21 protein-coding genes are annotated in these 23,241 nt (G+C 69.5%); 6 read left to right on the top strand and 15 right to left on the bottom strand.

All coding sequences use genetic code 11. The features are described from left to right. Positions 1-74 precede the first annotated feature (74 nt). A complete protein-coding gene (locus ACUDCK_RS26445; RefSeq protein ID WP_054419409.1) occupies positions 75-965 on the top strand; it encodes a LysR family transcriptional regulator in 891 nt (296 codons plus the stop codon). Here ACUDCK_RS26445 and ACUDCK_RS26440 read toward each other — a convergent pair. Continuing rightward, positions 913-1,950 (bottom strand): 2-isopropylmalate synthase, encoded by a 1,038-nt coding sequence (locus tag ACUDCK_RS26440; RefSeq protein WP_049076587.1) that lies wholly within the window; start codon positions 1,948-1,950, stop codon positions 913-915. The genes ACUDCK_RS26445 and ACUDCK_RS26440 overlap by 53 nt on opposite strands. Before the next feature lie 469 nt (positions 1,951-2,419). Between ACUDCK_RS26440 and ACUDCK_RS26435 the strand changes: the two genes are divergently transcribed. The 3 genes from ACUDCK_RS26435 (at position 2,420) to ACUDCK_RS26425 (ending at position 6,344) form a co-directional block, all read left to right on the top strand. Next, positions 2,420-3,259: an AraC family transcriptional regulator gene (locus ACUDCK_RS26435; RefSeq protein WP_049076586.1), complete on the top strand. Its 840-nt coding sequence runs from the start codon at positions 2,420-2,422 to the stop codon at positions 3,257-3,259. Between the two features lie 101 nt (positions 3,260-3,360). Further along, complete coding sequence (gene ilvD, locus ACUDCK_RS26430; RefSeq protein WP_063580371.1) at positions 3,361-5,226, top strand: dihydroxy-acid dehydratase; 1,866 nt, start codon at positions 3,361-3,363, stop codon at positions 5,224-5,226. Between the two features lie 236 nt (positions 5,227-5,462). Then, the gene (locus tag ACUDCK_RS26425) at positions 5,463-6,344 is read left to right on the top strand and encodes a LysR family transcriptional regulator (protein WP_059272725.1); all 882 of its coding nucleotides are present in this window, start codon (positions 5,463-5,465) and stop codon (positions 6,342-6,344) included. Between the two features lie 63 nt (positions 6,345-6,407). Here ACUDCK_RS26425 and lpdA read toward each other — a convergent pair whose 3' ends face one another. The 11 genes from lpdA to ACUDCK_RS26370 form a co-directional block, all read right to left on the bottom strand. Beyond that, entirely contained in the window at positions 6,408-7,805 is a 1,398-nt protein-coding gene (gene lpdA / locus ACUDCK_RS26420; RefSeq protein ID WP_175166998.1) for a dihydrolipoyl dehydrogenase, read from the bottom strand. Between the two features lie 8 nt (positions 7,806-7,813). Further along, positions 7,814-9,088 (bottom strand): pyruvate dehydrogenase complex dihydrolipoamide acetyltransferase, encoded by a 1,275-nt coding sequence (locus ACUDCK_RS26415; RefSeq protein ID WP_175166999.1) that lies wholly within the window; start codon positions 9,086-9,088, stop codon positions 7,814-7,816. A gap of 12 nt (positions 9,089-9,100) precedes the next feature. Then, the gene (locus ACUDCK_RS26410; protein WP_175167000.1) at positions 9,101-9,592 is read right to left on the bottom strand and encodes a VOC family protein; all 492 of its coding nucleotides are present in this window, start codon (positions 9,590-9,592) and stop codon (positions 9,101-9,103) included. After that, the gene (locus ACUDCK_RS26405; RefSeq protein WP_144655645.1) at positions 9,589-11,772 is read right to left on the bottom strand and encodes an alpha-ketoacid dehydrogenase subunit alpha/beta; all 2,184 of its coding nucleotides are present in this window, start codon (positions 11,770-11,772) and stop codon (positions 9,589-9,591) included. Before ACUDCK_RS26405 ends, ACUDCK_RS26410 begins: the two co-directional genes overlap by 4 nt. 29 nt (positions 11,773-11,801) lie before the next feature. After that, positions 11,802-12,590, bottom strand: a complete 789-nt coding sequence (locus ACUDCK_RS26400; protein ID WP_175143388.1) for an SDR family NAD(P)-dependent oxidoreductase — start codon at positions 12,588-12,590, stop codon at positions 11,802-11,804. Positions 12,591-12,619: 29 nt separating this feature from the next. Continuing rightward, on the bottom strand, positions 12,620-13,339 hold the full coding sequence (locus tag ACUDCK_RS26395; protein ID WP_006386225.1) for an ABC transporter ATP-binding protein: 720 nt from the start codon (positions 13,337-13,339) through the stop codon (positions 12,620-12,622). Beyond that, complete coding sequence (locus ACUDCK_RS26390) at positions 13,336-14,088, bottom strand: ABC transporter ATP-binding protein (protein WP_054419393.1); 753 nt, start codon at positions 14,086-14,088, stop codon at positions 13,336-13,338. The genes ACUDCK_RS26395 and ACUDCK_RS26390 overlap by 4 nt, the downstream gene beginning before the upstream one ends. Continuing rightward, positions 14,085-15,359: a branched-chain amino acid ABC transporter permease gene (locus ACUDCK_RS26385; RefSeq protein WP_175167001.1), complete on the bottom strand. Its 1,275-nt coding sequence runs from the start codon at positions 15,357-15,359 to the stop codon at positions 14,085-14,087. Before ACUDCK_RS26385 ends, ACUDCK_RS26390 begins: the two co-directional genes overlap by 4 nt. Continuing rightward, a complete protein-coding gene (locus ACUDCK_RS26380; RefSeq protein ID WP_006386228.1) occupies positions 15,356-16,297 on the bottom strand; it encodes a branched-chain amino acid ABC transporter permease in 942 nt (313 codons plus the stop codon). The genes ACUDCK_RS26385 and ACUDCK_RS26380 overlap by 4 nt, the downstream gene beginning before the upstream one ends. A gap of 139 nt (positions 16,298-16,436) precedes the next feature. Next, positions 16,437-17,672: a branched-chain amino acid ABC transporter substrate-binding protein gene (locus tag ACUDCK_RS26375; RefSeq protein WP_006386229.1), complete on the bottom strand. Its 1,236-nt coding sequence runs from the start codon at positions 17,670-17,672 to the stop codon at positions 16,437-16,439. A 54-nt stretch (positions 17,673-17,726) separates the two neighbouring features. Then, the gene (locus tag ACUDCK_RS26370) at positions 17,727-18,527 is read right to left on the bottom strand and encodes a shikimate dehydrogenase family protein (protein WP_144655643.1); all 801 of its coding nucleotides are present in this window, start codon (positions 18,525-18,527) and stop codon (positions 17,727-17,729) included. A 238-nt stretch (positions 18,528-18,765) separates the two neighbouring features. Between ACUDCK_RS26370 and ACUDCK_RS26365 the strand changes: the two genes are divergently transcribed. Continuing rightward, positions 18,766-19,503, top strand: a complete 738-nt coding sequence (locus tag ACUDCK_RS26365; protein WP_175167002.1) for an SDR family NAD(P)-dependent oxidoreductase — start codon at positions 18,766-18,768, stop codon at positions 19,501-19,503. Positions 19,504-19,655: 152 nt separating this feature from the next. Beyond that, the gene (locus tag ACUDCK_RS26360) at positions 19,656-20,408 is read left to right on the top strand and encodes a FadR/GntR family transcriptional regulator (RefSeq protein ID WP_049076565.1); all 753 of its coding nucleotides are present in this window, start codon (positions 19,656-19,658) and stop codon (positions 20,406-20,408) included. A gap of 59 nt (positions 20,409-20,467) precedes the next feature. On the opposite strand, the gene ACUDCK_RS26355 is transcribed toward ACUDCK_RS26360, so the two are convergent. From ACUDCK_RS26355 to thpR, 3 genes are all read right to left on the bottom strand, one after another. Continuing rightward, positions 20,468-21,805 (bottom strand): NAD(P)H-dependent oxidoreductase, encoded by a 1,338-nt coding sequence (locus tag ACUDCK_RS26355; protein ID WP_175167003.1) that lies wholly within the window; start codon positions 21,803-21,805, stop codon positions 20,468-20,470. A 103-nt stretch (positions 21,806-21,908) separates the two neighbouring features. Continuing rightward, positions 21,909-22,469, bottom strand: a complete 561-nt coding sequence (locus ACUDCK_RS26350) for a 5'-3'-deoxyribonucleotidase (protein ID WP_064527370.1) — start codon at positions 22,467-22,469, stop codon at positions 21,909-21,911. A gap of 56 nt (positions 22,470-22,525) precedes the next feature. Next, complete coding sequence (gene thpR / locus ACUDCK_RS26345; protein ID WP_064527371.1) at positions 22,526-23,056, bottom strand: RNA 2',3'-cyclic phosphodiesterase; 531 nt, start codon at positions 23,054-23,056, stop codon at positions 22,526-22,528. Positions 23,057-23,241: the final 185 nt, after the last annotated feature.

Genomic DNA, 23,241 nt, shown 5'->3' with positions numbered 1-23,241 from the left:
CATGCATAAATAAAGCTTTGGTCTATTATGCTTTTTATAAGTAAAACTTTGGATAAAGCAGGGGGTGCGATGCCATGCGCGGACTCAATCTGGACGCCCTGCGCACCTTTGCGCAGGTGATCGAACTGGGCAGTTTCTCGGCCGCCGCCGAACGCGGCGGCATCACCCAGCCCGCCGTCAGCCTGCAGGTGCGCCAGCTCGAGCGGCGCTTCGGCCTGAAGCTGGTCGAGCGGGTCGGCCGCCGCGCCGGGCCCACCGCCGCCGGGCTGGAACTGCTGACCCACATCCGCGCCATCGACACCGCGCTGGCGCGGGCCGAGCAGGCCATGACGGCGCATGCTTCGCAAGTGACCGGGCGGGTGCGCCTGGGCACCGGCGCCACCGCCTGCACCTATCTGCTGCCGCCGCTGCTGGCCGGCCTGCGGCGGCGCTTTCCGGCGCTGGACGTGGTGGCCAGCACCGGCAATACCGCCGACATGCTGCGCGGCCTGGAGAACAACACGCTCGACATCGGCCTGGTGACGCTGCCCGCGCCCGGCCGCATGATCGAGGCCACGCCCGTGCTGGAAGACGAGTTCGTGGCGATCTTCCCGGCGCGCGGCCCGCTGGGAATGCCGGACGCCGTGACGCCGCAGGCGCTGGCGGCGTTGCCGCTGGTGCTGTTCGAGCCGGGCGCGCGCACCCGCGGCCTGGTGGATGACTGGTTCGACGCGGCAGGGGTGGCGGCCAAGCCGGTGATGGAGCTGGGCAGCACCGAGGCCATGAAGGAAATCGTGGCGGCTGGCCTGGCGTGCGCGGTGCTGCCGCGGCTGGCGGTCAGCGGCGCGGGCCAGCGCGCCAGCCTGGCGGTGCGTTCCCTGACGCCGCGCCTGGCGCGCACGCTGGCCGTGGTGGTGCGCCGCGACAAGCCGCTCAGCCGGGGGCTGCGGCACCTGCAGGAAGCGCTGCTGGCGTTGCGGACGTGAACGCGTAGGGGTGGAACACGTCCACCGGCAATTGGTTGCAGGCCTGGACGCAGTCGCGCACGGCCGCCATGTCGGTGAAATCCAGGCCGCTGGCGATGCCCTGCCGGTCCAGGTTCAGCGCCAGCGTCACCAGGTCGACGTTGCCGGTGCGCTCGCCGTTGCCGAACAGGCAGCCTTCGACGCGGTCGGCGCCGGCCAGCACCGCCAGTTCCGCCGAGGCCACCGCGGTGCCGCGGTCGTTGTGCGGATGCACGCTCAGCACGATGCTGTCGCGCCGCGCCAGGCGGCGGTGCATCCATTCGATCTGGTCGGCATAGACGTTGGCGGTGGTGCATTCCACCGTCGACGGCAGGTTGATGATCATCCTGTTTGCCGGCGTCGGGCGCCAGATCGCGCTGACGGCGTCGCAGACCTCCAGCGCGAAGTCCAGCTCGGCCAGGCTGAAGGTCTCGGGGGAGTACTCGTAGATCCACTCCGTTTCCGGATGCGCGTCGGCCAGGGCGCGGATCTGGCGCGTGCCGGCCAGCGCGATCTCCTTGATCTCGGCGCGGCTCATGCCGAACACGATGCGGCGCCATTGCGGGGCGATCGGGTTGTACAGGTGCACGATGGCGCGGCGCGCGCCGCGCAGTGATTCGAACGTGCGTTCGATCAGGTCGGGCCGCGACTGGGTCAGGACCTCGATGGTGACGTCGTCGGGAATGCGGTTTTCCTCGATCAGCTTGCGCACGAAATTGAAGTCGGTGTCGGAGGCCGACGGGAACGCGACTTCGATCTCTTTCAGGCCCACGGCCACCAATTGCTCGAAAAAGCGCAGCTTGCGCGCCGCGTCCATGGGCTCGATGAGCGCCTGGTTGCCGTCGCGCATGTCGGTGCTCATCCAGATCGGCGGCGCGCTCGGGCGGCGCGCGGGCCATTGGCGTTCGGCGTAGTCGCGGGAAAAGGGCTGGACGGGGCGGTATTTGTGTTGGGGATGGTCGAGCATGAAAACCTCCGGCCGCGCGGCGCGCGGCGTCTGGGGCCGCCGGTCTGCGGCGGCGGTCGGGCAAGGGAGGTGGCGGACGGGCCCGTCAGAGGGCCCGGGGCTGCCGGGCGGCCACGGGGCGCGAGGCCCGGCAACCGCGCGCTAGTCGTAGCGTCGGCAGGACGGCGGCCGCGGCGTGGGCGCGAAGGGCGCGGCAGCTCGGGACGAGGCGGGTATGGGCGTAAAGGCGCGGGCGCGGTGCGGCGGGGCGCGCGTTGGCGCAAAGGCGCCAGGTGTCCGGGACCGCGCGCGCGGCTGTGAGGGCGTCCGATTTCCCGGCCATGCGCGCGCGCCGGCCGCGCATGGCGGCGCAGCGGGCGGCGGGGCAAGGGCAGGCAAGAGGCATGATCGGAACGCGGACGACAGGGAAATCGACGGGATGGCGGGCAGGATAGGTACACTGGAAAAGACCGTCTACCGCCGGTTGGACATGAATCATCGAGAAATGGACAAGCCGAAATCGCCCGCCGCCTCCCGATCGCGCAAGCCCGCCGATCTGGACCTGTTTCCGTACGAGTCCTCGCTGCGCCCGGTGGCGGCCCTGGCGGTGGACTACGAGGACGGACATCGCGTGCGTCGCCACCGCCATCGCCGCTCGCAACTGGTGTACGCCATCTCGGGCGTGATGGTGGTGGATACCGACGCCGGTATCTGGGTGGTGCCGCCCACGCGCGGCGTTTGGGTGCCGGCCTGGGTCTCGCACGCCATCCGCATGAGCGGCGAACCGCGCATGCGCACGGTGTTCGTCGAGCCGGGCGCGGCCGCGCACCTGCCCACCGAATGCTGCGTGCTGTCGATCTCGCCGCTGTTGCGCGAGCTGATGGTGGCGGCCGCCGAGGTGCCGCTGGACTGGCAGCCCGGCACCCGCGACGGCCGCCTGATGATGCTGCTGCTGGACGAGCTGAAACAGGAGCCGGTGCTGCCGCTGCACCTGCCGCAGCCGTCCGAGCCGCGCCTGGCGCGCATCTGCCGCGCCATCGTGCGCCACCCCGAGCGCCAGGCGGGCGCGGCCGACTGGGCGCGGGAATTGGGGGTGGATCCCAAGACGGTGCACCGCCTGTTTCTGCGCCACACCGGCATGACCTTCGGCCGCTGGCGCCAGCAGGCGCGGCTGCTGGCGGCGATGGAGCGGCTGGCGCGCGGCGAGCGGGTGCTGGATGTGGCCCTGGATCTGGGCTACGACAGTCCCAGCGCGTTCGCGGCCATGTTCCGCAAGGCCTTGGGCGAGCCGCCCAGCGCCTTCGCCGCGCGCGGCACGGCGTCCGCCTGATGGCCGCGGCGCGGCCTCGGGGCGGCCTGCGGCCGCTGGCGGCCGGAACCAGCGTATTATTTACCGTTTTGCCGCCCACGCTAATCGCCTGAGACAAGATCATGCCGCACTACCGTTCCCGCACCTCGACCCACGGCCGCAACATGGCCGGCGCCCGCGCCCTGTGGCGCGCCACCGGCATGAAGGACGGAGACTTCGGCAAGCCGATCATCGCGGTGGTCAACTCGTTCACGCAGTTCGTGCCGGGCCATGTGCACCTGCGCGACCTGGGCGCGCTGGTCGCCAAGGAAATCGAGGCCGCCGGCGGCGTCGCCAAGGAATTCAACACCATCGCGGTCGATGACGGCATCGCCATGGGCCACGGCGGCATGCTGTACTCGCTGCCGTCGCGCGAACTGATCGCCGACTCGGTCGAATACATGGTCAACGCGCACTGCGCCGACGCCATGGTCTGCATCTCGAACTGCGACAAGATCACCCCGGGGATGCTGATGGCCGCGATGCGCCTGAACATTCCGGTGGTGTTCGTGTCCGGCGGTCCGATGGAAGCCGGCAAGGTCAAGTCGCCGACCGACGGCAAGGTGATCGCCAAGATCGACCTGATCGACGCCATGATCAAGGCCGCCGATCCCAACGTGTCGGATGCCGACGTGGCCGAAGTCGAACGCAGCGCGTGTCCGACCTGCGGCTCCTGTTCCGGCATGTTCACCGCCAACTCGATGAACTGCCTGACCGAGGCCATCGGCCTGGCGCTGCCGGGCAACGGCACCATCGTCGCCACGCACGCCTGGCGCAAGGGGCTGTTCGAGCAGGCCGGCCGCCTGGTGGTGGACCTGTGCCGCCGCTACTACGTCGAGGAAGACGAATCGGTCCTGCCGCGCAACATCGCCACCAAGAGCGCGTTCCAGAACGCCATGGCGCTGGACGTGGCCATGGGCGGTTCCACCAACACCGTGCTGCACCTGCTGGCCGCCGCGCAGGAAGCCGGCGTCGACTTCACCATGGCCGACATCGACCGCATCTCGCGCAAGGTGCCGTGCCTGTGCAAGGCCGCGCCGGCCACCGACAAGTACCACATCGAAGACGTGCACCGCGCCGGCGGCATCCTCGGCATCCTGGGCGAACTGGCGCGCGCCGACCTGCTCGACCTGTCCTGCGGCAACGTGCACAGCGGCACGCTGGGCAACGCCATCGCGCAATGGGACGTGGTCGGCGGCGCCGGCGAAGCGGCGCAGAAGTTCTATCGCGCCGCGCCCGGCGGCATTCCCACCACCGTGGCCTTCAGCCAGGACGCGACCTTCCTGACGCTGGACACCGATCGCAAGACCGGCTGCATCCGCAGCAAGGAAAATGCCTACTCCAAGGACGGCGGCCTGGCCGTGCTGTACGGCAACCTGGCCGAGAAGGGCTGCATCGTCAAGACCGCCGGCGTGGATGAATCGCAGTGGGTCTTCACCGGCCGCGCGCGCGTGTTCGAAAGCCAGGACGACGCCGTCGAAGGCATCCTGGGCGACAAGGTCGTGCCGGGCGACGTGGTGGTGATCCGCTACGAAGGCCCCAAGGGCGGCCCCGGCATGCAGGAAATGCTGTACCCCACGTCCTACCTGAAGTCCAAGGGCCTGGGCAAGACCTGCGCGCTGTTCACCGATGGCCGCTTCTCGGGCGGCTCGTCGGGCCTGGTGATCGGCCACGCCTCGCCCGAAGCGGCCGAGGGCGGCACCATCGGCCTGGTGGAAGACGGCGACACCATCGAGATCGACATCCCCAACCGCAAGATGCACCTGGCCGTGTCCGACGAGGAACTGGCCCGCCGCCGCGCCGCGATGAACGCGCGCGCCGATGGCGGCTGGTTGCCGGTGGGCCGCGAGCGCGTGGTGTCGCAGGCCCTGCAGGCCTACGCGGCGCTGGCCACCTCGGCCGACCGCGGCGCGGTGCGCGATCTGTCGCAGCTCAAGCAGAAGCGTTGATCGGCCGGCGGTCGATGCAGTGAAAAAGCGGCGCCGCGTGCGCCGTTTTTTTTTGGCGTGCGCCGCGCCGGCGGCAGTGCGCAGCAACACCTCGCCGCTGTCCTTTTTGCCACCTCATGCCGGCTCGGAATCGCTGCCCGCGCGTTTGGCGGATAACCCTGTCATCGGCCGGGCCACCGCGACATTGCGCCAGCAGCGCGCTATAAAATTCCGCCACTTGTGATCCGGAGTCAAAAATGGCGCTCAATTCCGAAGCCCTGCGGTTGTTCCTGGGCGTGGTCGACGCCGGTTCGATGAGCGCCGCCGCCGAGATGCTGGGCCAGACCGCCTCCGGCGTCAGCCGAGGCCTGTCGCGCCTGGAGGAAGACCTGGGCGTGACGCTGCTGAATCGCACCACGCGGCGCATGGAACTGACCGCCGAGGGCGCGCATTTCCTGCCGAAGGCGCGCCAGATCGTACAGTCGCTGGAAGAGGCCGAAGAGTGCATGCGCATCGTCAACCAGCAGCCGGCCGGCCGCCTGCGCGTCGACGCCTCGGTGCCGGTGATGCTGCATTGCGTGGTGCCGCATGTGGCCGACTTCCGCCGGGAGTATCCGGCCATCTCGCTGGAGCTGACCAGCAACGACCGCATCGTCGACCTGATCGAGCACCGCACCGACGTGGCCCTGCGCATGGGGCCGTTGAACGATTCCACGCTGCATGCGCGGCCAATGCGACCGCGTCCGCGCTGGCTGATGGCCAGCCCCGAGTACCTGGCGCGGCGCGGCGTGCCGCGCACCGTCGAGGATCTTGCCGGGCACGAACTGCTGGGCTTCACCCAGCCGGAAAGCCTGAACGTCTGGCCGCTGCGCCACGCGGGCGGCTCGACCTATCTGGCCACGCCCACGCTGGCCACGTCCAGCGGCGAAACCCAGCGCCACCTGGCGCTGCGCGGCGTGGGCATCGCCTGCCTGTCGGACTTCGTGTCGCGCGACGATCTGATCGAAGGGCGGCTGGTGCGCATCATGGAAGACCTGCACACCGACTACCTGCAGCCGATGCACGCGGTGTACTACCGCAATACGCAGCTATCGCGGCGCATCGCCTGCTTCCTGGATTTCTTCGCCAGTCGGTTGTGAAGCGGGGCGCCCCGCGCGGCCGAGGACGGTCCGCGCGAGACGCCTGGCGCGTTGCCACGGGCCTTAGCCGTGCAGCGCCCGGCCGAAGGCCGCCAGCACCGATTCGTGCAGCGTCTCCGACAGCGTCGGATGCGCGAACACGCTGTGCATCAGGTCTTCCTCGGTGGCCTCCAGCGCCGCCGCCACGCCGTAGCCGGCGATCAGCTCTGACGCCTCCGGGTGGATGATGTGCGCGCCCAGCAGCTCGCCGGTCTTGGCGTCGAACACGGTCTTCACCAGCCCCTGGTCCTCGCCCATCGCGATGGCCTTGCCGTTGCCGACGAAGGTGAACCTGCCGACGCGGATCTCGCCGCCCGTCGCCTTGGCGTGCTCGCGGGCGCGGGCCTCGGTCATGCCGATGCTGGCGACCTGCGGATGCGAATAGGTGCACGCCGGAATGCGCAGCGGGTCGAGCGCGTGCGCTGGCAGGCCGGCAATGGCCTCCACGCACAGCACCGCCTCGTGGCTGGCCTTGTGCGCCAGCCACGGCGCGCCGGCCACGTCGCCAATGGCGTAGACGCCCGGTTCCGCCGTGCGGCCCAGGCCATCCGTGACGATGTGGGTCTTCTCCACCTTCACGCGGGTCTGCTCCAGGCCCAGGTTCTCGACGTTGCCGACGATGCCGGCCGCGACGATGACGCGCTCGACCTCCAGCTCGATCTGCTTGCCCTGTTGCTCCAGCACGGCCTTGACGCCGGTGGCCGTCAGGCTGGACGACTTGACCGCGCACTGGGTCAGCACGCGGATGCCTTGCTTTTCGAACGCCTTGCGCGCCAGCGCGGAGATCTCGGCGTCTTCCTGCGGCAGGATCTCGGCGGTCATGTCGATCAGCGTCACCTGCGCGCCGACCGCGCGGTAGAAGCTGGCGAACTCGGCGCCGATCGCGCCCGCGCCCACCACCAGCAGCGACTTGGGCAGCGCCGGCGGCGTCAGCGCCTGGCGATAGGTCCAGACGCGTTCGCCCACCGGCAGCGCCGGCAGCTCGCGCGCCCGCGCGCCGGTGGCCAGGATGATGTGGCGCGCCGATAGCGTGGCGCCGTTGTCGAGCGCGACGCGGCCGCCGCCGGCCAGCCGGGCGCTCGCGGCGAACACCGTCACGCCGTTCTTCTTCATCAGGTGCGTGACGCCCTGGCCCAGGCGGCCGGCGACCTTGCGCGAGCGCGCCACCATCGCGGCCAGGTCGGGTTGGGCCGCGCCGGCGCCGGTCACGCCGTACTGGTCGGCCTCGCGGCAGGCGCGCAGCACGGTGGCGCTGTGCAGCAGCGCCTTGGTCGGGATGCAGCCCCAGTTCAGGCAGATGCCGCCGAGTTCGGCGCGTTCCACCAGCGCGGTCGACAGGCCTAGCTGGGCCGCGCGGATGGCGGCCACGTAGCCGCCGGGGCCGCCGCCCACCACCACCAGGTCAAACGAAGTCTTGGTCATGGCGGGGCTCACAGCAGGATGCGCACGGGGGCTTCGATCAGCGCGCGGAAGGCGGCCAGCCAGCGCGCGCCGACGGCGCCGTCCACCACGCGGTGGTCGGCCGACAGCGTCACGGTCATGACGGTGGCTGCCTTCAGGTCGCCATTGTCGTCCACCACCGGGCGGCGTTCGGCCGCGCCCACCGCCAGGATCGCGGCCTGCGGCGGGTTGATGATGGCGGCGAACTGCTTGATGCCGTACATGCCCAGGTTGCTCACCGTCAGCGAGCCGCCGGTGAATTCCTCGGGCTTCAGGCGATTGACCTTGGCGCGGCCGGCCAGCTCGACGATCTCGGCGGCGATGGCGGACAGCGGCTTGACGTCGGCGTCGCGCACGATGGGCGTGACCAGGCCGCCGTCGGTGGCCACGGCCACGCTGATGTCGGCGCCGGCATGGAATTCGATGGCGTCCTCGTGCCAGCTGGCGTTGACCTCGGGCACCTCGCGCAGCGCCAGCGCGGCGGCGCGCACGATGAAGTCATTGACCGACAGCTTGACCGCGCCGCCCTGGTTGGCCTGGGCGCGCAGGGCCAGCAGCGCGTCCATGCGGCAGTCCACCGTCAGGTAGAAGTGCGGCACCTGCTGCTTGCTTTCGGTCAGGCGGCGGGCGATGGCGCGGCGCATGCCGGAATGCGGCACGCGGCGGCCGGCGGCGCGGCTGGCCTGCGGCGCGGCGGCAACGGGGGCGCGGTCGCGCGCGGCCTCGACGTCGCGGCGCACGATGCGGCCGCGCGGGCCGGTGCCCTGCACGTCGAGCAGGTTGACGTGCCATTGCGCGGCCAGGCGGCGCGCCAGCGGGCTGGCGAAGCGGCGCGTGCCGGGCGTGGGGGCGTCGGCAGTGGCGTCGCGTGCGGCGGGCGCGGCCGTCGAAGACGCGGTCGTCGGCGTAGCCGCGGCATATGTCGCCGCGGCCGGCGCTGCGGCAGGCTGTGCCACGGCCGGCTGGGCCGCTGCCTGCGCGCCGTGTTCCGCCAGCGCCTTGTCGATCGCGCTGGCGTCCTCGCCCGGCGCCAGCAGCACGCCGATCACGGTGTTGATCGGCACCGACGCCGGACCGGCCTGCACCACGATGCGGCCCAAGACGCCCGCCTGTTCGGCGTTGATCTCGACGATTGCCTTCTCGGTTTCGATTTCCGCCAGCGCCTCGCCCACGGCGACCGTGTCGCCTTCCTGCTTGAGCCATTGGTGCAGCGTGCCGGCGTCGGCATCGGCCGCGACGGAGGGGAGCTTGATAAGGTGTGCCACGTGTAGTTCGTCCTATTCTGTGCGCACGGCCAGGTCGGGCCGGTAGGCCGCCGGGTCGTCGTATTCGACCAGTTCCAGCACGTTGCCTTCGGGGTCGCGGAAGAAGGCCAGCCAGGTGCCGGGCCGCACTTCCATCGGCGCCGGATCGCTGTCGAAGACCACGCCGCGCGCCCGCAGGCGCTCGACGGTGCCGGCCAGGTCATGCACGATGAAGGTCAGGTAGGCGCTGCCCTGGCGGTCCAGGATGGCGGCGCCGCGCACCGCCGGCTCCGGCGCCCTGGCCGGCTGCAGCAGCTTGATGCGCTCGCCATACGAGGTCTGCAGGCGCGCCACGTCGTAGCCATGCGGTGTCAGGCCGGTGGCGCGGGCCTTGTCGGCCGGCACGCTGACCCGGCTCACCAGCGTCAGGCCGACCACCTCGGTGTAGAACGCCAGCAGCGCGTCCAGGTCGGCGCAGCAGATGCCGACTTCCATTGGGACGCTCATGCGCAGGGCGGCCGTCATGCGCGTTCTCCCAGGTCGGCCAGCACGTCGTTCAGGCCGGCGATGACTTCCTCGGTGTCGGCGAAGGCCGCGCGTTCCAGCACCTTGGAGATGCTGGGCGAGGCCTCGCCGCCGGTGACGCGCTTGACCGGCTGGTCGAGCCAGTCGAAGTAGCGGCGCTGGATCTCGTCGGCCAGCATGGCGCCGTACGAGGTGCCGCGCGCGCCCTGTTCGACGATCAGCACGTTGTTGGTCTTCTGGATGCTGGCGCCGATGGTGTCCCAGTCGAGGTTGGCGCGGTCCAGCGTGCGCAGGTCGATCACCTCCGCATCCACGCCGGTTTCCTCCGCCGCCTTGAGCGCGCGGCTGACCATCGACAGGTAGGTCAGCACCGTGACCTTGGAGCCGGCGCGGCGCACGCGCGCCTTGCCGAACGGAATGGCGTAGTCCAGGTCGCCGTCGGGAACCTCGCCCGACGAGGCGTAGAGATCGACGTGCTCGATCACCAGCACCGGGTCCTTGGAGGCCAGGGCGGTGTTCATCAGGCCGATGTACTCATACGGCGTGGACGGCGCGACGATACGCCAGCCCGGCGCGGTGGCGAACACGCCGGCCGGGTCCATCGAGTGCTGCGAGCCGTAGCCCGTGCCCATCGCGACCTTGGTGCGCAGCACGAACGGCACGTCGATGTCGCCGCCGAACATGTGGCGGGCCTTGCCGATCTGGTTGAAGATCTGGTCGGCCGCGACCCACATGAAGTCGGGGTACATGAATTCCACCACCGGCTTGTAGCGGCCGTCCATGGCCAGGCCGCCGCCCAGGCCGGCGAAGGCGTTCTCGGAGATCGGCGTGCCCAGCACGCGGTCGGGGTACTTGTCCTTCAGGCCGCGCGTGGCGCCGTTGGTGCCGCCCTTCAGGCGGTGCACGTCCTCGCCCAGCACCACCACGCCGGGGTCGGTTTCCATGCGGCGGTCGAGCACATCCGCCACCGCGTCCACGAACTTGCGCTCGACGCGGGCGCCGGCAGGGTCGGCGGCGTCCTGGTAGCGCAGGCCGGCCAGTTCCGAGCCGTCGCTGCGCAGGCCCACGTCGCGGAAGTCGGGGCGCGGCCACAGGTCGGCGCGCACGCGGCGCTTGCCGCCATCGGTGGCCTCGGTCAGCCGGCCCGACACGTCCTTCATCACGTCCTTGCAGCGCTGGCGCAGGGCGTCGACCTCGGCCTGGGTGATCAACTGGCGGCCGATCATCTCGGCGGCGATCTTGTCGAGCGGGTCGCGGCGGCGCCATTGCGCTTCCTCTTCCTTGCTGCGGTAGCCGAAGGCGCTGCCGGGGAAGGGGCCGTTCTGGTGGAAGAAGCGGTAGACGTCCACCTCGATGATGGTGGGGCCGTTGCCGGCGCGCATGTGCGCCACGGCTTCCGACATGGCCAGGTGCACGGCCAGCGGATCCATGCCATCGACCTGCCAGGCCGGGATGTTGAAGGCCTGGCCACGGGCCGACAGGCGCGGCTCGGCGGTCGATTCCTCCACCGTAGTGGACACGGCGTAGCGGTTGTTCTCGATGAAGAAGCACAGCGGCGTCTTCCACGCGGCGGTCAGGTTCATCGTCTCGAGCACCGAGCCGATGTTGACGGCGCCGTCGCCGAAGTACGTCACGGCCACGCGGTCGGTGCCGGCGTGCCGGTGGGCCCAGGCCGCGCCGGCCGCCAGCGGCACGCCGCCGCCGACGATGGCGTTGGTGCCGAGCGCGCCGGCTTCCAGCCAGCGCAGGTGCATGCTGCCGCCACGGCCGCGGCAGTAGCCTTGCGCCAGGCCCATGATCTCGGCCAGCGTCTTGTGCAGCACTTCGTCGATGGCGGGCGTCAGCGGGTTGCGCGGATCCAGGCCCAGCGGCGCGACGTGTTGTAGCGCTTTGGCCAGGAACTGGTGATGGCCGCGGTGCGAGCCGTTGATCTGGTCGCCGGCGCCGAGCGCCAGCACCGAGCCGACGGCGCCGCCTTCCTGGCCGACCGACGAGTGGGCGGGGCCGTGCACCAGGCCTTCGGCGGCCAGGTCCAGCACCGCTTCCTCGAAGGCGCGGATCCAGTGCAGTTGCGTCAGCATGGTGGCCAGCAGCGCCGGGTCGGCCTGTTGCCAGTCCGAGGCCTCGACCGTCAGTTGCCGCCAGGGCGCCTGGGAACCAAGCGGTTGGTAGGTGGCCATGAGTGAATCTCCAGAATGTAGGTAAGCGGTCAGAGGTAGCTGTAGCGGCTCCAGCCGCCATCGGCCACCAGGGTGTGTCCGGTGATGTAGGCGGCCTGGCTGGACGCCAGGAATACCGCCAGGTCGGCCATTTCGGCCGGCTGCGCCAGGCGCCGCAGCGGCGTGCGCTGCTTGAGGCGTTCGGGGTCGAGGCGGCCGCGCGCGGCCAGGTCGCGCACCAGGTCGGTCTCGACGTAGCCGGGCGCCAGCGCGTTCACGCGCACGCCCGCCGGGCCCCATTCCACCGCCAGGGTCTCGGTCAGCAGCACCACCGCGCCCTTGGTGGCGCAGTAGGCTGCGCGGTCGGGCGCGGCCACCACGCCGTACATCGAGGCCAGGTTGATGATGCAGCCGTCGCCCTTGGGCACCATGCGGCGGCCGGCGGCCTGGGCGCACAGGAACACGCCGGTCAGGTTGATGTCGACGGCGCGGCGCCATTCCTCGGGGGTGACTTCCAGCGACGGCTTGTTGGCCGAGATGCCGGCGTTGTTGACCAGCACGTCGATGCCGCCCCAGGCCTGCTCGACCTGGGCGAAGGCGCGTTCGACCGCCTCGGCGTCGGTGACGGAGGCCTGCGCGGCCAGGGCCTCGCCGCCGGCCGCGCGCAGCCCGGCCACGGCCGCGTCCAGCGCTACCGGGTCCATGTCCAGCAGCGCCACCCGCGCGCCCTGGCGCACGAACGCCTCGGCCGTGGCGTAGCCGATGCCTTTGGCGCCGCCGGTGATCACCACGTTCTTGCCGCGCAGATCGGCGTGGCGTACTTCAGGGGTATTGTCCAAGTGCTTGCCTCTACAGATGCGTTAGGCGGTCAGACCGCCAGCCATTCCTGGACCACGTCCTGGCGCTCATGCAACTGCGCGGGCGGTCCTTCGAAAACGATGCGGCCATGGCCCATCACGCTGACGCGCGTGGAGACCTTCAGCGCGATGGTCAGCTTCTGCTCGACCAGCACCACCGACACGCCGCGCTGGTGGATGTCGCGGATCACGTCGGCGATCACTTCCACGATCTTGGGCGCCAGGCCCTCGGTGGGTTCGTCGATCAGCATGACCTTGGGGTTGCCCAGGAGCGAGCGGCACATGGTCAGCATCTGCTGTTCGCCGCCGGACAGGTTGCCGGCGCGGGTATTGCGGCGTTCCTTCAGGCGCGGGAAATAGCCGAACATCTGCTCGATGGTCCAGGCCGGCGCGTCGGGCCGGACGGGCTGTTCGCCCATGCGCAGGTTCTCGTCCACCGTCAGGTTGGCGAACACCTCGCGCTCCTCCGGCACGAAACCCAGTCCGGCGCGGGCGATCTCGAAAGGCCGCTTGTTGGTGATGTCGCGGCCTTCGATGGCGATGCGGCCGCCCGTCACGTCCACCAGCCCCATGATGCTTTTCATGGTGGTGGAGCGGCCGGCGCCGTTGCGGCCCAGCAGGCTGACCACTTCGCCGCGGCCCACCGTCAGGTCGATGCCGTGCAGGATGTGGCTCTTGCCGTAGTGCGCGTGCACGCCTTGCAGGGCCAGCAGGGGGGATTGCATGCTCATACCGTTTCCTCTCCCAGGTAGGCTTCGCGCACGCGGGCGTCGCCGCGGATCTCGGCGGGCGTGCCGGTGGCCAGGATCTCGCCGTACACCAGCACGCTGATGCGGTCGGCCAGCGAGAACACCACCTGCATGTCGTGCTCGACGATCAGCAGGGTGCAGTCGCGCGTCACGTCCTTGATGAGTTCGACGGTGTAGTCGACCTCGTGCTGAGACATGCCGGCCATCGGCTCGTCCAGCAGGATCACCTTGGGCCGCGAGGCCAGCGTCATGCCGATTTCCAGCGAGCGCTGCTCGGAGTAGTTCAGGTCGCCCGCGGCGGTGTGCTGCTTGGGCGCCAGACGCACTTTTTCCAGCAGCTGGTCGACGTTCTCGTTGACGGCGCGGTGGCGCGCGATGGGGCGCCAGAAGTTGTAGACCAGGCCGTGCATGCGCAGCACCGCCAGCCGCAGGTTCTCGCGCACCGACAGGCGCGGGAACACGTTGGTGATCTGGAACGAACGCGCCAGGCCGAGACGGTTGATGCGTTCGGGCGGCAGGCCGCCGATCGGGCGCGCGCGCAGGCTGATGTCGCCCGAGGTCGGCGCGAACGAGCCGGACATCAGGTGGAACAGCGTGGACTTGCCGGCGCCGTTGGGGCCGATGACGGCGTGGCGTTCGCCGGCCTCGACCTTCAGGTTGACGCCGCGGATGATCTGCGCGTCGCCGAAGGACTTGCGCACGTCGGTCAGGGTCAGGATCTCGTGGCTCATTTCGCGGTCTCCAGCACGGGCGCGGCCTCAGCCTCGCCGCGCCACAGGGCCAGCGCCCAGCGGCAGGCCAGGAGGCCCGCCGCGAACAGCGCCAGCGGCAGCAGCCAGGTCGACAGCGCCAGCGGCGCCCAGTCGTGGCCGAACAGGGAAATGGCGGGCCAGCCGGCATCGGGGTTCATCGCCAGCAGCGAGCGGTAGTCGCGCGCGAACATGCGTTGCAGCAGTTCCACCGAGAACACCGTGGCGCCGGTCAGCAGCAGGCCGCCGGCGACGGACACCGCGGCGCGCGGCAGCCAGTCGGCCAGCCCGCGCTGGCGCAGCGACCTGGCGGCGCGCTGCACCAGCCCGACCAGGCCGTCCGGCACGAACAGCATCACCAGCACGAACAGGATGCCCTGGTACAGCAGCCACGAACGGGTGATGTCGGCCAGCGTCTGCGACAGGAAGGTCAGGATCGAGGCGCCCAGCACCGGGCCGAGGAAGGCGTTGACGCCGCCGATGTAGGCGAACAGCACCGCGTCGGTCGACAGCTTGACCTCGAACAGCACGTAGTTGCCGGCCTCGATGTTCAATGCCTGGAGGCCGCCTGCGATGCCGGCGAACATGGCCGACAGCGCGAACACCATGGTCTTGAGCGTGTGCGGTCGGTAGCCCAGGTAGCGCAGGCGGTTGGCGTTTTCGCGCAGGCCCAGCGTCAGCCGGCCCAGCGGCGTGCGGGTCAGGCCATACAGCGCGGCCAGCGACACCAGCACCCAGGCCAGCACCAGGAAGTACACCTCGACGTCCGAGCCGAAGGTGAAGCCCCATGCCGGCATGCGCATGGCCGACAGGCCGGCCTCGCCGCCGAACACGCCCTTCAGGTGCGGCGCCAGCGCGTGCAGCAGCTCGGCCAGCGCCAGCGTGATCATCGAGAAGTAAACGCCGGCGCGCATGGTGGCGAACCAGCCCGCGACCAGGCCGAACAGCAGGCCGGCCACGCCGCCGGCCAGCGGCATCAGCGGCGTCGGCAACAGGCCCGCGCCGCCCAGCGCATTCATGGCGTGGATGGTGGCGAAGGTGCCGACGCCAAAGTAGGCCGCGTGGCCGAAGGACAGCATGCCGCCCTGGCCGGCCAGCAGGTTGAAGGCGCAGGCGAACAGCGCCGCGATCAGCATCTGCACCGCCGCGACCAGTTGGCCGGCGGGCAGCAGCCACGGCAGCGCGCACAACGCGGCCACGCAGGCGAGCAACAGCAGGCCGGCGGTGGCGCGGCGCGAGGAAGTCTGGTTCATGCCTGTTCTCCCTTCAGGCCCGAGGGCTTGACCAGCAGCACCACCAGCATCAGCAGGAAGGGCAGGGTCGCCGCCAGGCTGGAGATCTTCACCGTCATCAGGCCGCCCACGCTCTCGGCCCACTCGCCGGCGCCGAACAGGCCGAACAGGGTCGCCAGGCTGGCGTCGATGCCGACCGAGAACGAGCTGATCAGGCCGATCAGCAGCGAGGCGATCATGGCGCCTTCAAGCGAGCCCAGGCCGCCCACGACCACCACCACGAACACCAGCACGCCCAGTTCCAGCGCCATGTTCGGATTGGTGGTGTAGAACGCGCCCGCGACCGCGCCCGCCAGGCCGGCCATCGCCGCGCCCACGCCGAACACGCTCATGAACACCAGCGGCACGTTGTGCCCCAGCGCCTCGGCCATGCGCGGCCGGTAGATGGCCGAGCGCACCACGATGCCGACGCGGGTGCGCGACAGCAGCAGGTAGATCACCGCGAACATCGCCAGCGACACGCCGCCCATCAGCAGGCGGTAGAACGGGTAGTCGGCGTCGAACACGCGGAAGGCCGCGAAGTTCAGGAACTGCGGCACGCGGTAGTCGACCGGGAAATCCCCGTAGAACAGCTTGATGAGCTCGGCGACGATGAACGCCAGGCCGAAGGTCACCAGCAGTTCCTGCGCGTGGCCGAACTTGTGCACGCGGCGCAGGAAGAAGCGCTCCACGCCCATGCCGAGCACGCCGGCGATGACGGTGGCCAGCACCAGCGCGGTCCAGAACCCGGTGACGGGCGTCAGGGTATAGGCGGCGTACGCGCCTATCATGTAGAACGAGGCGTGCGCGAAGTTGAGCACGCCCATCATTCCGAAGATCAGTGTCAGGCCCGCCGACACCATGAATAGCAGCAGGCCGTAAATCACGCCGTTCAACAGCGAGACGGTAAAGTATTCCATGTCCGCTCCAAAATCCTTGCGCGCAGGCGCCGGGCGCCTGGCGATCGATCACGCCCTGTTTTTTCCGGCCCCGCGCCGGTGAGCGTTTTATTGGCGAGTGGCCGCGGACGGCATGCCGTCCGCGGCCGTCGCGTCATCATCAGTCCGGGCGAACCATCTTGCAGGTGGCCTGCACCGGCGCGGACACGTCCGCGGCGGACAGCACCTTGACCGGCTCGAAGCCCATGTCGGTGCCGTCGGCCTTGTACTTGGCGTTCTTGCCGACCTTGGACACCACCATCGGCAGTTGCACCTGGTGGTCTTCGGCGCGCATGGTGTAGGTGCCCAGCGGCGAGGTGTAGGTGACCTTCTCCAGCGCGCGCGCCAGGTCCGGCACCGACAGCTTGCCGTCCTTGGGCTTGACCTGCTTGAGCGCTTCGCCCAGGAAGGTGATGCCGATCACGGTCTGCGGCTCGGTGTAGCTGGGGTAGTGGCCGGTCTTGGCCTTGTAGTCCTCGGCGAACTTGGCGCCTTCCTCGCCCGCGGCCTCGATGTTGTAGGGGTGGGCGATGTAGTGGCCCAGCGCGACCTCGCCGGCGTTGGCGAGGTTGCCGACCTGGTCCAGGAACACGGTGGCGAAACGCACCTTCAGGCCGGCCGATTGCGTGGCCTTCATCAGCAACAGCAGGTCGTTGGACCAGTTGCCGGTGATGACGGTGTCGGGATTGGCCGAGCGGATGCGGGCCACGTAGGGCGCGAAGTCCTGGATCTTGTTGACTTCGTGCAGCGTCTTGCCGACCACTTCATAGCCGTACTGCTTGGCGAAGCGCTCGGTGGCGCCTTCCATGTCCTGGCCCCAGGAGTAGTTCTGGTTGATGGCGTAGACGCGCTTGCCCAGCGTGCCGTCGGCCGACATGACCGAGGCCAGCGCCTTGACGCGCAGGTCGGCGTTGGTGGTGAAGCGGAAGTGGTAGAAGTGGCACTTCTGGCCGGTCAGTTCCAGGGCCTCGCCGCCCACGTTCAGGAACACCACTTCCTTGCCGGGATTGCGCAGGTTGTGCTTGCGCACGTCCTCGGTGAGCTGGCCGGAGATGGCCGACGACGAGCCCTGTACCAGGATCTGCACGCCTTCGGCGGCCGCGGCGCGGAAGCGGTCGGAGGCGCCCACGGGGCCGCCCTGGTTGTCGAACTCGACCAGTTCGAGCGGCTGGCCGTTCCAGCCGCCGGCGGCGTTGATGCGGTCCAACTGGTACTTGACCGCGGCGCGGAACATCAGGCCGGTCGAGGCCTGCGGGCCGGACAGCGTCTCGATCAGGCCGATCTTGACGGGCGCGGCCTGGGCCGATGCGGCAATGCCGGCCAGGCACAACAGGCCGGTGGTGAAAGCCAATTTCATGCGTGTCTCCTCCGTGGAACGGGAGTGGTAGGTCCGTGAATCAAGCAAGCGCGCTTAGGAATGCGGCTCTTCTATGCCCAGGAAGCGGGCAATTTCGGTGAGTTGTCCTTCCAGCATGTAGAGGCCGGGATGGGTGCGGCAGCCGCGTGCGGCCGCGGCGCGCAGCAGCGGCGTGTCGACACGGCTCATGACGGCGTCGGCCACCACGGCGCCGGGCGCCAGGGCATCCAGCGGGAAGGGCAGGGGATCGTTGTCGTCCAGGCCCAGGGTGGTCGCGTTGATGGCGATGTCACAGGGCTCGGGACGCGGGCCGGCCACACTGATGGCCAGGCCGGGATAGTGGCGCGCCAGGCGCTCGGCAAACGCCTCGGCCTTGCCGCGCGAACGGTTGTACAGGCGCAGGCTGGCCGGGCCGGCCTCGGCGATGGCGCAGGCGATGGCCTTGCCGGCGCCGCCCAGGCCCGCCAGGTAGACGTGGCGGCTGGCGGGCTCATGGCCCTGGCCGCGCAGGCCGGCGACGAAGCCCAGGCCGTCGAAGTTGCCGCCGGTCAGGCAGCCGTCGCGCAGCCGCACGGCGTTGACGGCGCCGATCAGTTCGGCGGCGGGGGTGAGGGCGTCGCACAGCGCGGCGGCGCGTTCCTTGTGGGGCACGGTGACCACCAGTCCGCCCAGGTTGGCCAGACCGCGCAGGCCCGCGAACAGGCCGGGCAGGCCGGCGGCGGCCACGTGGAACGGCACCATGACGGCGTCGATGCCGCGCTCGCGCAGCAGGGCGTTGAGCCGCTGGGGCGTCTTGACGTGCGCGATCGGGTCGGCCGCGATCGCGAATACGGTTGTGCTGCCGGTGATTTCCACCTGGTTGTCCCCTGCCTGTCATGCGGCCGTTGGCCGTGTTTTTCCGACCCGCTTGCCTGAAATCGCCAGTTGCTTTACGCTTTCAACACAAGTTGTCAGTCAACTTTATTAAGTTGTCCGATAAATCATAGGGCAAGCGTTTTTCCCGTGTCAAGCGATGCATTTGGCGGTTCAATCGAACCGTCGGCGGCGCCCCGGGAGCGGGCGCGTGCCCCCGAAAAAGCGCTTTGGAGACAGCATGATTTCGTTCGAAGGACAGGTAGTGGCCATCACCGGCGCCGGCAATGGCATCGGTCTGGCGACCGCGCGGCTGATGGCCGCCCATGGCGCCCGGCTGGTGCTCACCGACATCGACAAGGCGCGCCTGGACGAGGTGGCCGCCGAGCTGGACGCCAGCGGCCAGCGGGTGTTCGTGCACGCGCTGGACGTGGCCGCCTCGCATGATTGCGACAGGGTGCTGGAACGCGCCGCGCAGCATTTCGGCGGCATCGATCAACTGGTGCATTGCGCCGGCATCTACCCCGAGCAGCTGGTCAAGGACACCAGCGACGAGGCCTGGAAGAAGCTCATGGGCGTCAACCTGGACGGCACCTTCTATGTGTGCCGCGCCGCACAACGCCACCTGCGCCAGAACGGCTCGATCGTGCTGCTGACGTCGCTGGCGGCGCAGCGCGGCAGCTACGCGCACGCGGCCTATTCGGCCTCCAAGGGCGCGGTGCAGAGCTTCACCCGCAGCCTGGCGCTGGAGCTGGCGCCGCAGATCCGGGTGAACGCGGTGGCGCCTGGCATCATCGCCACCTCCATGACGCACGACCTGATCGGCCAGAAGGGCGCGCAGCTGCTGGAGAGCACGCCGTTGCGGCGCTTCGGCACGGCCGAGGAAATCGCCGGCGCGATCGCCTTCCTGTGCTCGCCGCTGGCCGGTTTCGTGACGGGCGAGGTGATGCAGGTGAACGGCGGCATCTATATCGCGTAAAGTCTGAAGCGGCCGCGCCCTTGATTCCGGCAAAATCCTATAATTTTCAAGGGCGCCGCCGCAGTGAAACGTCGAGAATTCCTATAACCACGGGCCGGCGCGTCCCAGGGGCATCCCCGCCGCGAGCCGCCTTCACGTTTTAACGATTCCCCATGCAGCCCACTCAAGCACAGGACTCCGACCCGCAGCGCGCCGCGCCCAGGCATTCGCTTTCGGCGGGCGTGGCCGACGCGCTGGCCGAGCAGATCCGCCAGGGCACCCTGGCGCCCGGCGACCGCCTGCCCACCGAAAAGCAGTTGACCGAGATCTACTCGGTCAGCCGCGCCGTGGTGCGCGAGGCGCTGGCGCGCCTGAAATCCGAGGGCCTGATCACCTCGCAGCAAGGCAGCGGCGTGTTCGTCGACCCGAACTTCCAGCGCAACGCCTTCCGCATCGCCGCGCCCACGCCGGGCGACAACCAGGACCTGGAACACATCCTGGAGCTGATGCTGTCGATCGAAGTCACCGCCGCGCGCTACGCGGCGCAGCGCCGCACCGAACCCGACCTGAAGAAGATGCGCCAGGCGCTGGTGGGCATGGAGTACGCGCTCATCAACGACAAGCTGGGCGACGAAGAGGACTACCAGTTCCACCAGGCCATCGTGCAGGCCACGCACAACCCGCACCTGGTGGCGCTGAACGACTACCTGGAAGCGAATGTGCGGCGCGTCATCCGCAGCGCGCGCAACAACACGGCGCGCATGTATGCCGAGCGCATGGCGGCCGTGCAGAGCGAACACCAGGCGATCTTCGCCGCCATCGAGGGCGGGGATCCCGATGCCGCCGGCAAGGCCGCCGAGCAGCACCTGCGCAACGCCGCCGACCGCCTGCGGTTGTTCCAGGCGGAACGTTCGCCGCCGGTCTGACGGTCGTCGGCCCGCCCCGATTCACGCGGGGCCGGGGGCGGCATGGCGAGGCGCCGCGTTCAGGCGAAGGTCTGTTCCATCTCGCGACGGAACTGCACCGCGGCCGAACGATCGTCGTATTCCACGTCGCTCCAACGGATCGCCTGCGACTGCCGCACCGCGTGCTTGAGCTTGACCTGGTGCGACAGGCCCAACGGCAGGTAGCCTTCGTCGACCGAGTCGCGCGCCGGCATCAACCGGCCATACACGGTGTAGCCGCCTTCGCCGTCCAGCAACTGCCCGGCTTGCAGGTCGCGCTTGGCCGTGGCCACCACGTCGCCATGCCAGCCGGCCGGCGCCCCCGTGGGCTCGCGCCGCAGGCCGACGCTGGCCACGCTGATGCCCAGTTCCAGGCCGATCAGGTGATACGGCTTGTACATGGCGGTGTAGTTGCCGCTGGGGTCGGTGACCAGGCCGTATTCCTTGAAGCAGCGCCGCACGTAATCGCTGTCGGCCGCGAGCGTCACGTACACGCCCCAGCGCAGGTCGCGGAACACCGGCCGGCCATCGCGTTCGAGCGAGGAAATCACTTCCACCTGGCCCCGATGGTGCAGGATGCCGCCGTCCTCGCGCGGCCGCAGCACGCGGGCCAGGTCGTCCACGCCGCAGGGCGGGAAATGCAGGCCGGACGGCGAGGGCAGCAGGCCGGTGGCGTTGGACACCGCGGCCATCTCGATGGCGCTCTTGGTGCCGTCCAGGAAGCTGTTGAACATCTGCGCGTTGAAGTCGCCGGCTGCCACCATCTCGGCGGTGAAGCCGTAGTACGGCCAGACGGTGTCGGGCGTGGAAGTGTGGAACTCGGGCAGGTACTTGGTGCCCTTGCCGGCCGCCATCACCTCGAAGCCCGCCGTGCGCGCCCAGTCCACCATCTCGCAGATCAGCGCCGGCTGGTCGCCGTAGGCCAGCGAATAGACGATGCCGGCTTCGCGCGCGCGCCGCGCCAGCAAGGGGCCCGCCAGCGCGTCGGCCTCGACGTTGACCATGATGATGTGCTTGCCGTGCTCGCAGCAGGCCAGCACGTGGCCGATGCCGGCGGCCGCCTGGCCGGTGGCGTCGATGACGATGTCGACCTCGGGGCTGGCGATCACGGCGAGCGGATCGTCAGTGAAGTAGACCTTGCCGTTCTTGAGCGCGTCTCCCGGGCTGGCGGCATTGAGCGCCGTCGCCGGCCAGCCGACGCGGGTGAGCGCGGCGCGGGCGCGGTCGGGCGTCAGGTCGGCTACCGCCACCAGCCGCATGCCGGGCGTGCGGGGGGCCTGGCTCATGAACATCGCGCCGAACTTTCCGGCGCCCAGCAGCGCTACGCGCAAGGGCTTGTGGTCGGCTTCTCGCTGCTTGAGCAGTCGGTGCAGATTCATGGTGCAGGCTCCTCCAGAGGTGGGGATACAGCACCACAGGATAGTCCCAACCCCGGCCGCTGAACAGGGCCGGCCACCCCGCCGTCAGGATGTCATCCGGCCGTCATTCGTCGGCCGTATACAGCTCGCCCGCCAGCACGTTGCGCCAGTTGCCCCAGGTGATGCGCGGACGGTCGGTGACCTGGCGGTTGTAGGGCGCGTCGAACAGGATGTGCTTCCAGCGCGGCTTGACGGCTCCTTGTATCAACGGCTTGTCGTCGATCAGCAGATTGCCGTGCACCAGGGTCTTGTCCTTGGTCAGGATCAGCCGGCTGGTGGCCTCCCGTCCCAGGTGTTTCTCGACCCACAGGTATTTCTCGGCGACGCAGTTCTCGAACTGCGACAGCGGCGAGGTGCAGATGCGCACGTCCAAGCCCAGCGCCAGCAGTTCCTTCACGGCTTCCAGCGCCCCCGGCACCGGCGGCAGGTTGCGGATGAAGCCGGGCGCGGTGTAGATGGCCTCGGCCATGCCGCGCAGCTCGGGCGCGTAGTCCTCGCGGATGTAGAAGGACTTGCGGTCCTCGAACGCCACCGGCGCGATGCCGGGGTGGCGCGCGCGCCAGGCGTCGATGAAGGCATGTTCGAAGTCGGCCAGCACGCCGTCTTGGTCGAGCAGGATGATCATGGAGATCCTAAGTCGTTGCGACGCGCTCGATTGTGCCAGAGCACCGGGTCGTGGCCTCAGTCCGGCTGCGGTTTCGAACGGGCGACGACGCGGTAGCGGCTGCCGCCCTCGGTGGATTCGGACGCCACCAGCACCATGCGGTCATAGCGCCAGGTCACGGGCGGCGGGGCGTCGGCCGGCGGGTCGTTGCGCTCGATGTTGCGCAGCAGCGTGACGTGGGGGCGGAAGGGCTGCGTCGGCGGCGCGAAGCCGAACGCCGACAGCCAGAGCCACAGGCCGTCGTGGCTGGCCTGCAGCGAATCCGGAGTCTGCGCGGGCCCGGCCCAGAGAATGCGGGGGCGGGCGAAGACGCCGTAACGATCCAGGGTGACGGTGCCGGGCTGCAGGCGATGGTAGGGGGTGGCGTCGATGAGTTCTTCGGCGATTTCCTTTTCCACGGAACCCAGGAAGGCCAGCGTCATGTGCAGGGTTTCCGTGCGCATGGCGCGGCCATGGCTGTGCGGTTGGGCTTGAGTGGCCCAGGTGGATAGCGTGTCAGCCAGGTCAGGCTCGGGCCAGAGGGCGTAGAAGAGGCGGAGGGTCGACATGGCGGAGATTGTAGGGTGTTGTTGGTTGTCGCGAATGGGGTAGGTTCTTGAGGCGCGCGTGTCGGGGTCGGTGGGGGATGGCGGGGCTACGATTGCGGTCCGGAGCGTTCGCTCCGGACTTCCCCGTTGTCAACCTCGTACGCCTTCGGCTCCCTCCGGTTTCCCTCGGGCGCATCTACACGCCC

This window comes from Achromobacter sp. CF-sbj1-Ac2-l (assembly GCF_052698165.1).
The sequence above is the reverse complement of the archived record's forward strand: the minus strand, read 5'-3'. Positions and strand labels throughout refer to the sequence as shown.

Coding starts and splice junctions, on each gene's coding strand:
- ilvD (WP_063580371.1), top strand. CDS start 3,361: ATGCCGCACTACCGTTCCCGCACCTCGACCCACGGCCGCAACATGGCC.
- lpdA (WP_175166998.1), bottom strand. CDS start 7,805: ATGACCAAGACTTCGTTTGACCTGGTGGTGGTGGGCGGCGGCCCCGGC.
- ACUDCK_RS26390 (WP_054419393.1), bottom strand. CDS start 14,088: ATGAGCCACGAGATCCTGACCCTGACCGACGTGCGCAAGTCCTTCGGC.
- ACUDCK_RS26410 (WP_175167000.1), bottom strand. CDS start 9,592: ATGACGGCCGCCCTGCGCATGAGCGTCCCAATGGAAGTCGGCATCTGC.
- ACUDCK_RS26395 (WP_006386225.1), bottom strand. CDS start 13,339: ATGAGCATGCAATCCCCCCTGCTGGCCCTGCAAGGCGTGCACGCGCAC.
- ACUDCK_RS26360 (WP_049076565.1), top strand. CDS start 19,656: ATGCAGCCCACTCAAGCACAGGACTCCGACCCGCAGCGCGCCGCGCCC.
- ACUDCK_RS26375 (WP_006386229.1), bottom strand. CDS start 17,672: ATGAAATTGGCTTTCACCACCGGCCTGTTGTGCCTGGCCGGCATTGCC.
- ACUDCK_RS26425 (WP_059272725.1), top strand. CDS start 5,463: ATGGCGCTCAATTCCGAAGCCCTGCGGTTGTTCCTGGGCGTGGTCGAC.
- ACUDCK_RS26440 (WP_049076587.1), bottom strand. CDS start 1,950: ATGCTCGACCATCCCCAACACAAATACCGCCCCGTCCAGCCCTTTTCC.
- ACUDCK_RS26350 (WP_064527370.1), bottom strand. CDS start 22,469: ATGATCATCCTGCTCGACCAAGACGGCGTGCTGGCCGACTTCGAACAT.
- ACUDCK_RS26355 (WP_175167003.1), bottom strand. CDS start 21,805: ATGAATCTGCACCGACTGCTCAAGCAGCGAGAAGCCGACCACAAGCCC.
- ACUDCK_RS26385 (WP_175167001.1), bottom strand. CDS start 15,359: ATGAACCAGACTTCCTCGCGCCGCGCCACCGCCGGCCTGCTGTTGCTC.
- ACUDCK_RS26405 (WP_144655645.1), bottom strand. CDS start 11,772: ATGGCCACCTACCAACCGCTTGGTTCCCAGGCGCCCTGGCGGCAACTG.
- ACUDCK_RS26365 (WP_175167002.1), top strand. CDS start 18,766: ATGATTTCGTTCGAAGGACAGGTAGTGGCCATCACCGGCGCCGGCAAT.
- ACUDCK_RS26435 (WP_049076586.1), top strand. CDS start 2,420: ATGAATCATCGAGAAATGGACAAGCCGAAATCGCCCGCCGCCTCCCGA.
- ACUDCK_RS26445 (WP_054419409.1), top strand. CDS start 75: ATGCGCGGACTCAATCTGGACGCCCTGCGCACCTTTGCGCAGGTGATC.
- thpR (WP_064527371.1), bottom strand. CDS start 23,056: ATGTCGACCCTCCGCCTCTTCTACGCCCTCTGGCCCGAGCCTGACCTG.
- ACUDCK_RS26380 (WP_006386228.1), bottom strand. CDS start 16,297: ATGGAATACTTTACCGTCTCGCTGTTGAACGGCGTGATTTACGGCCTG.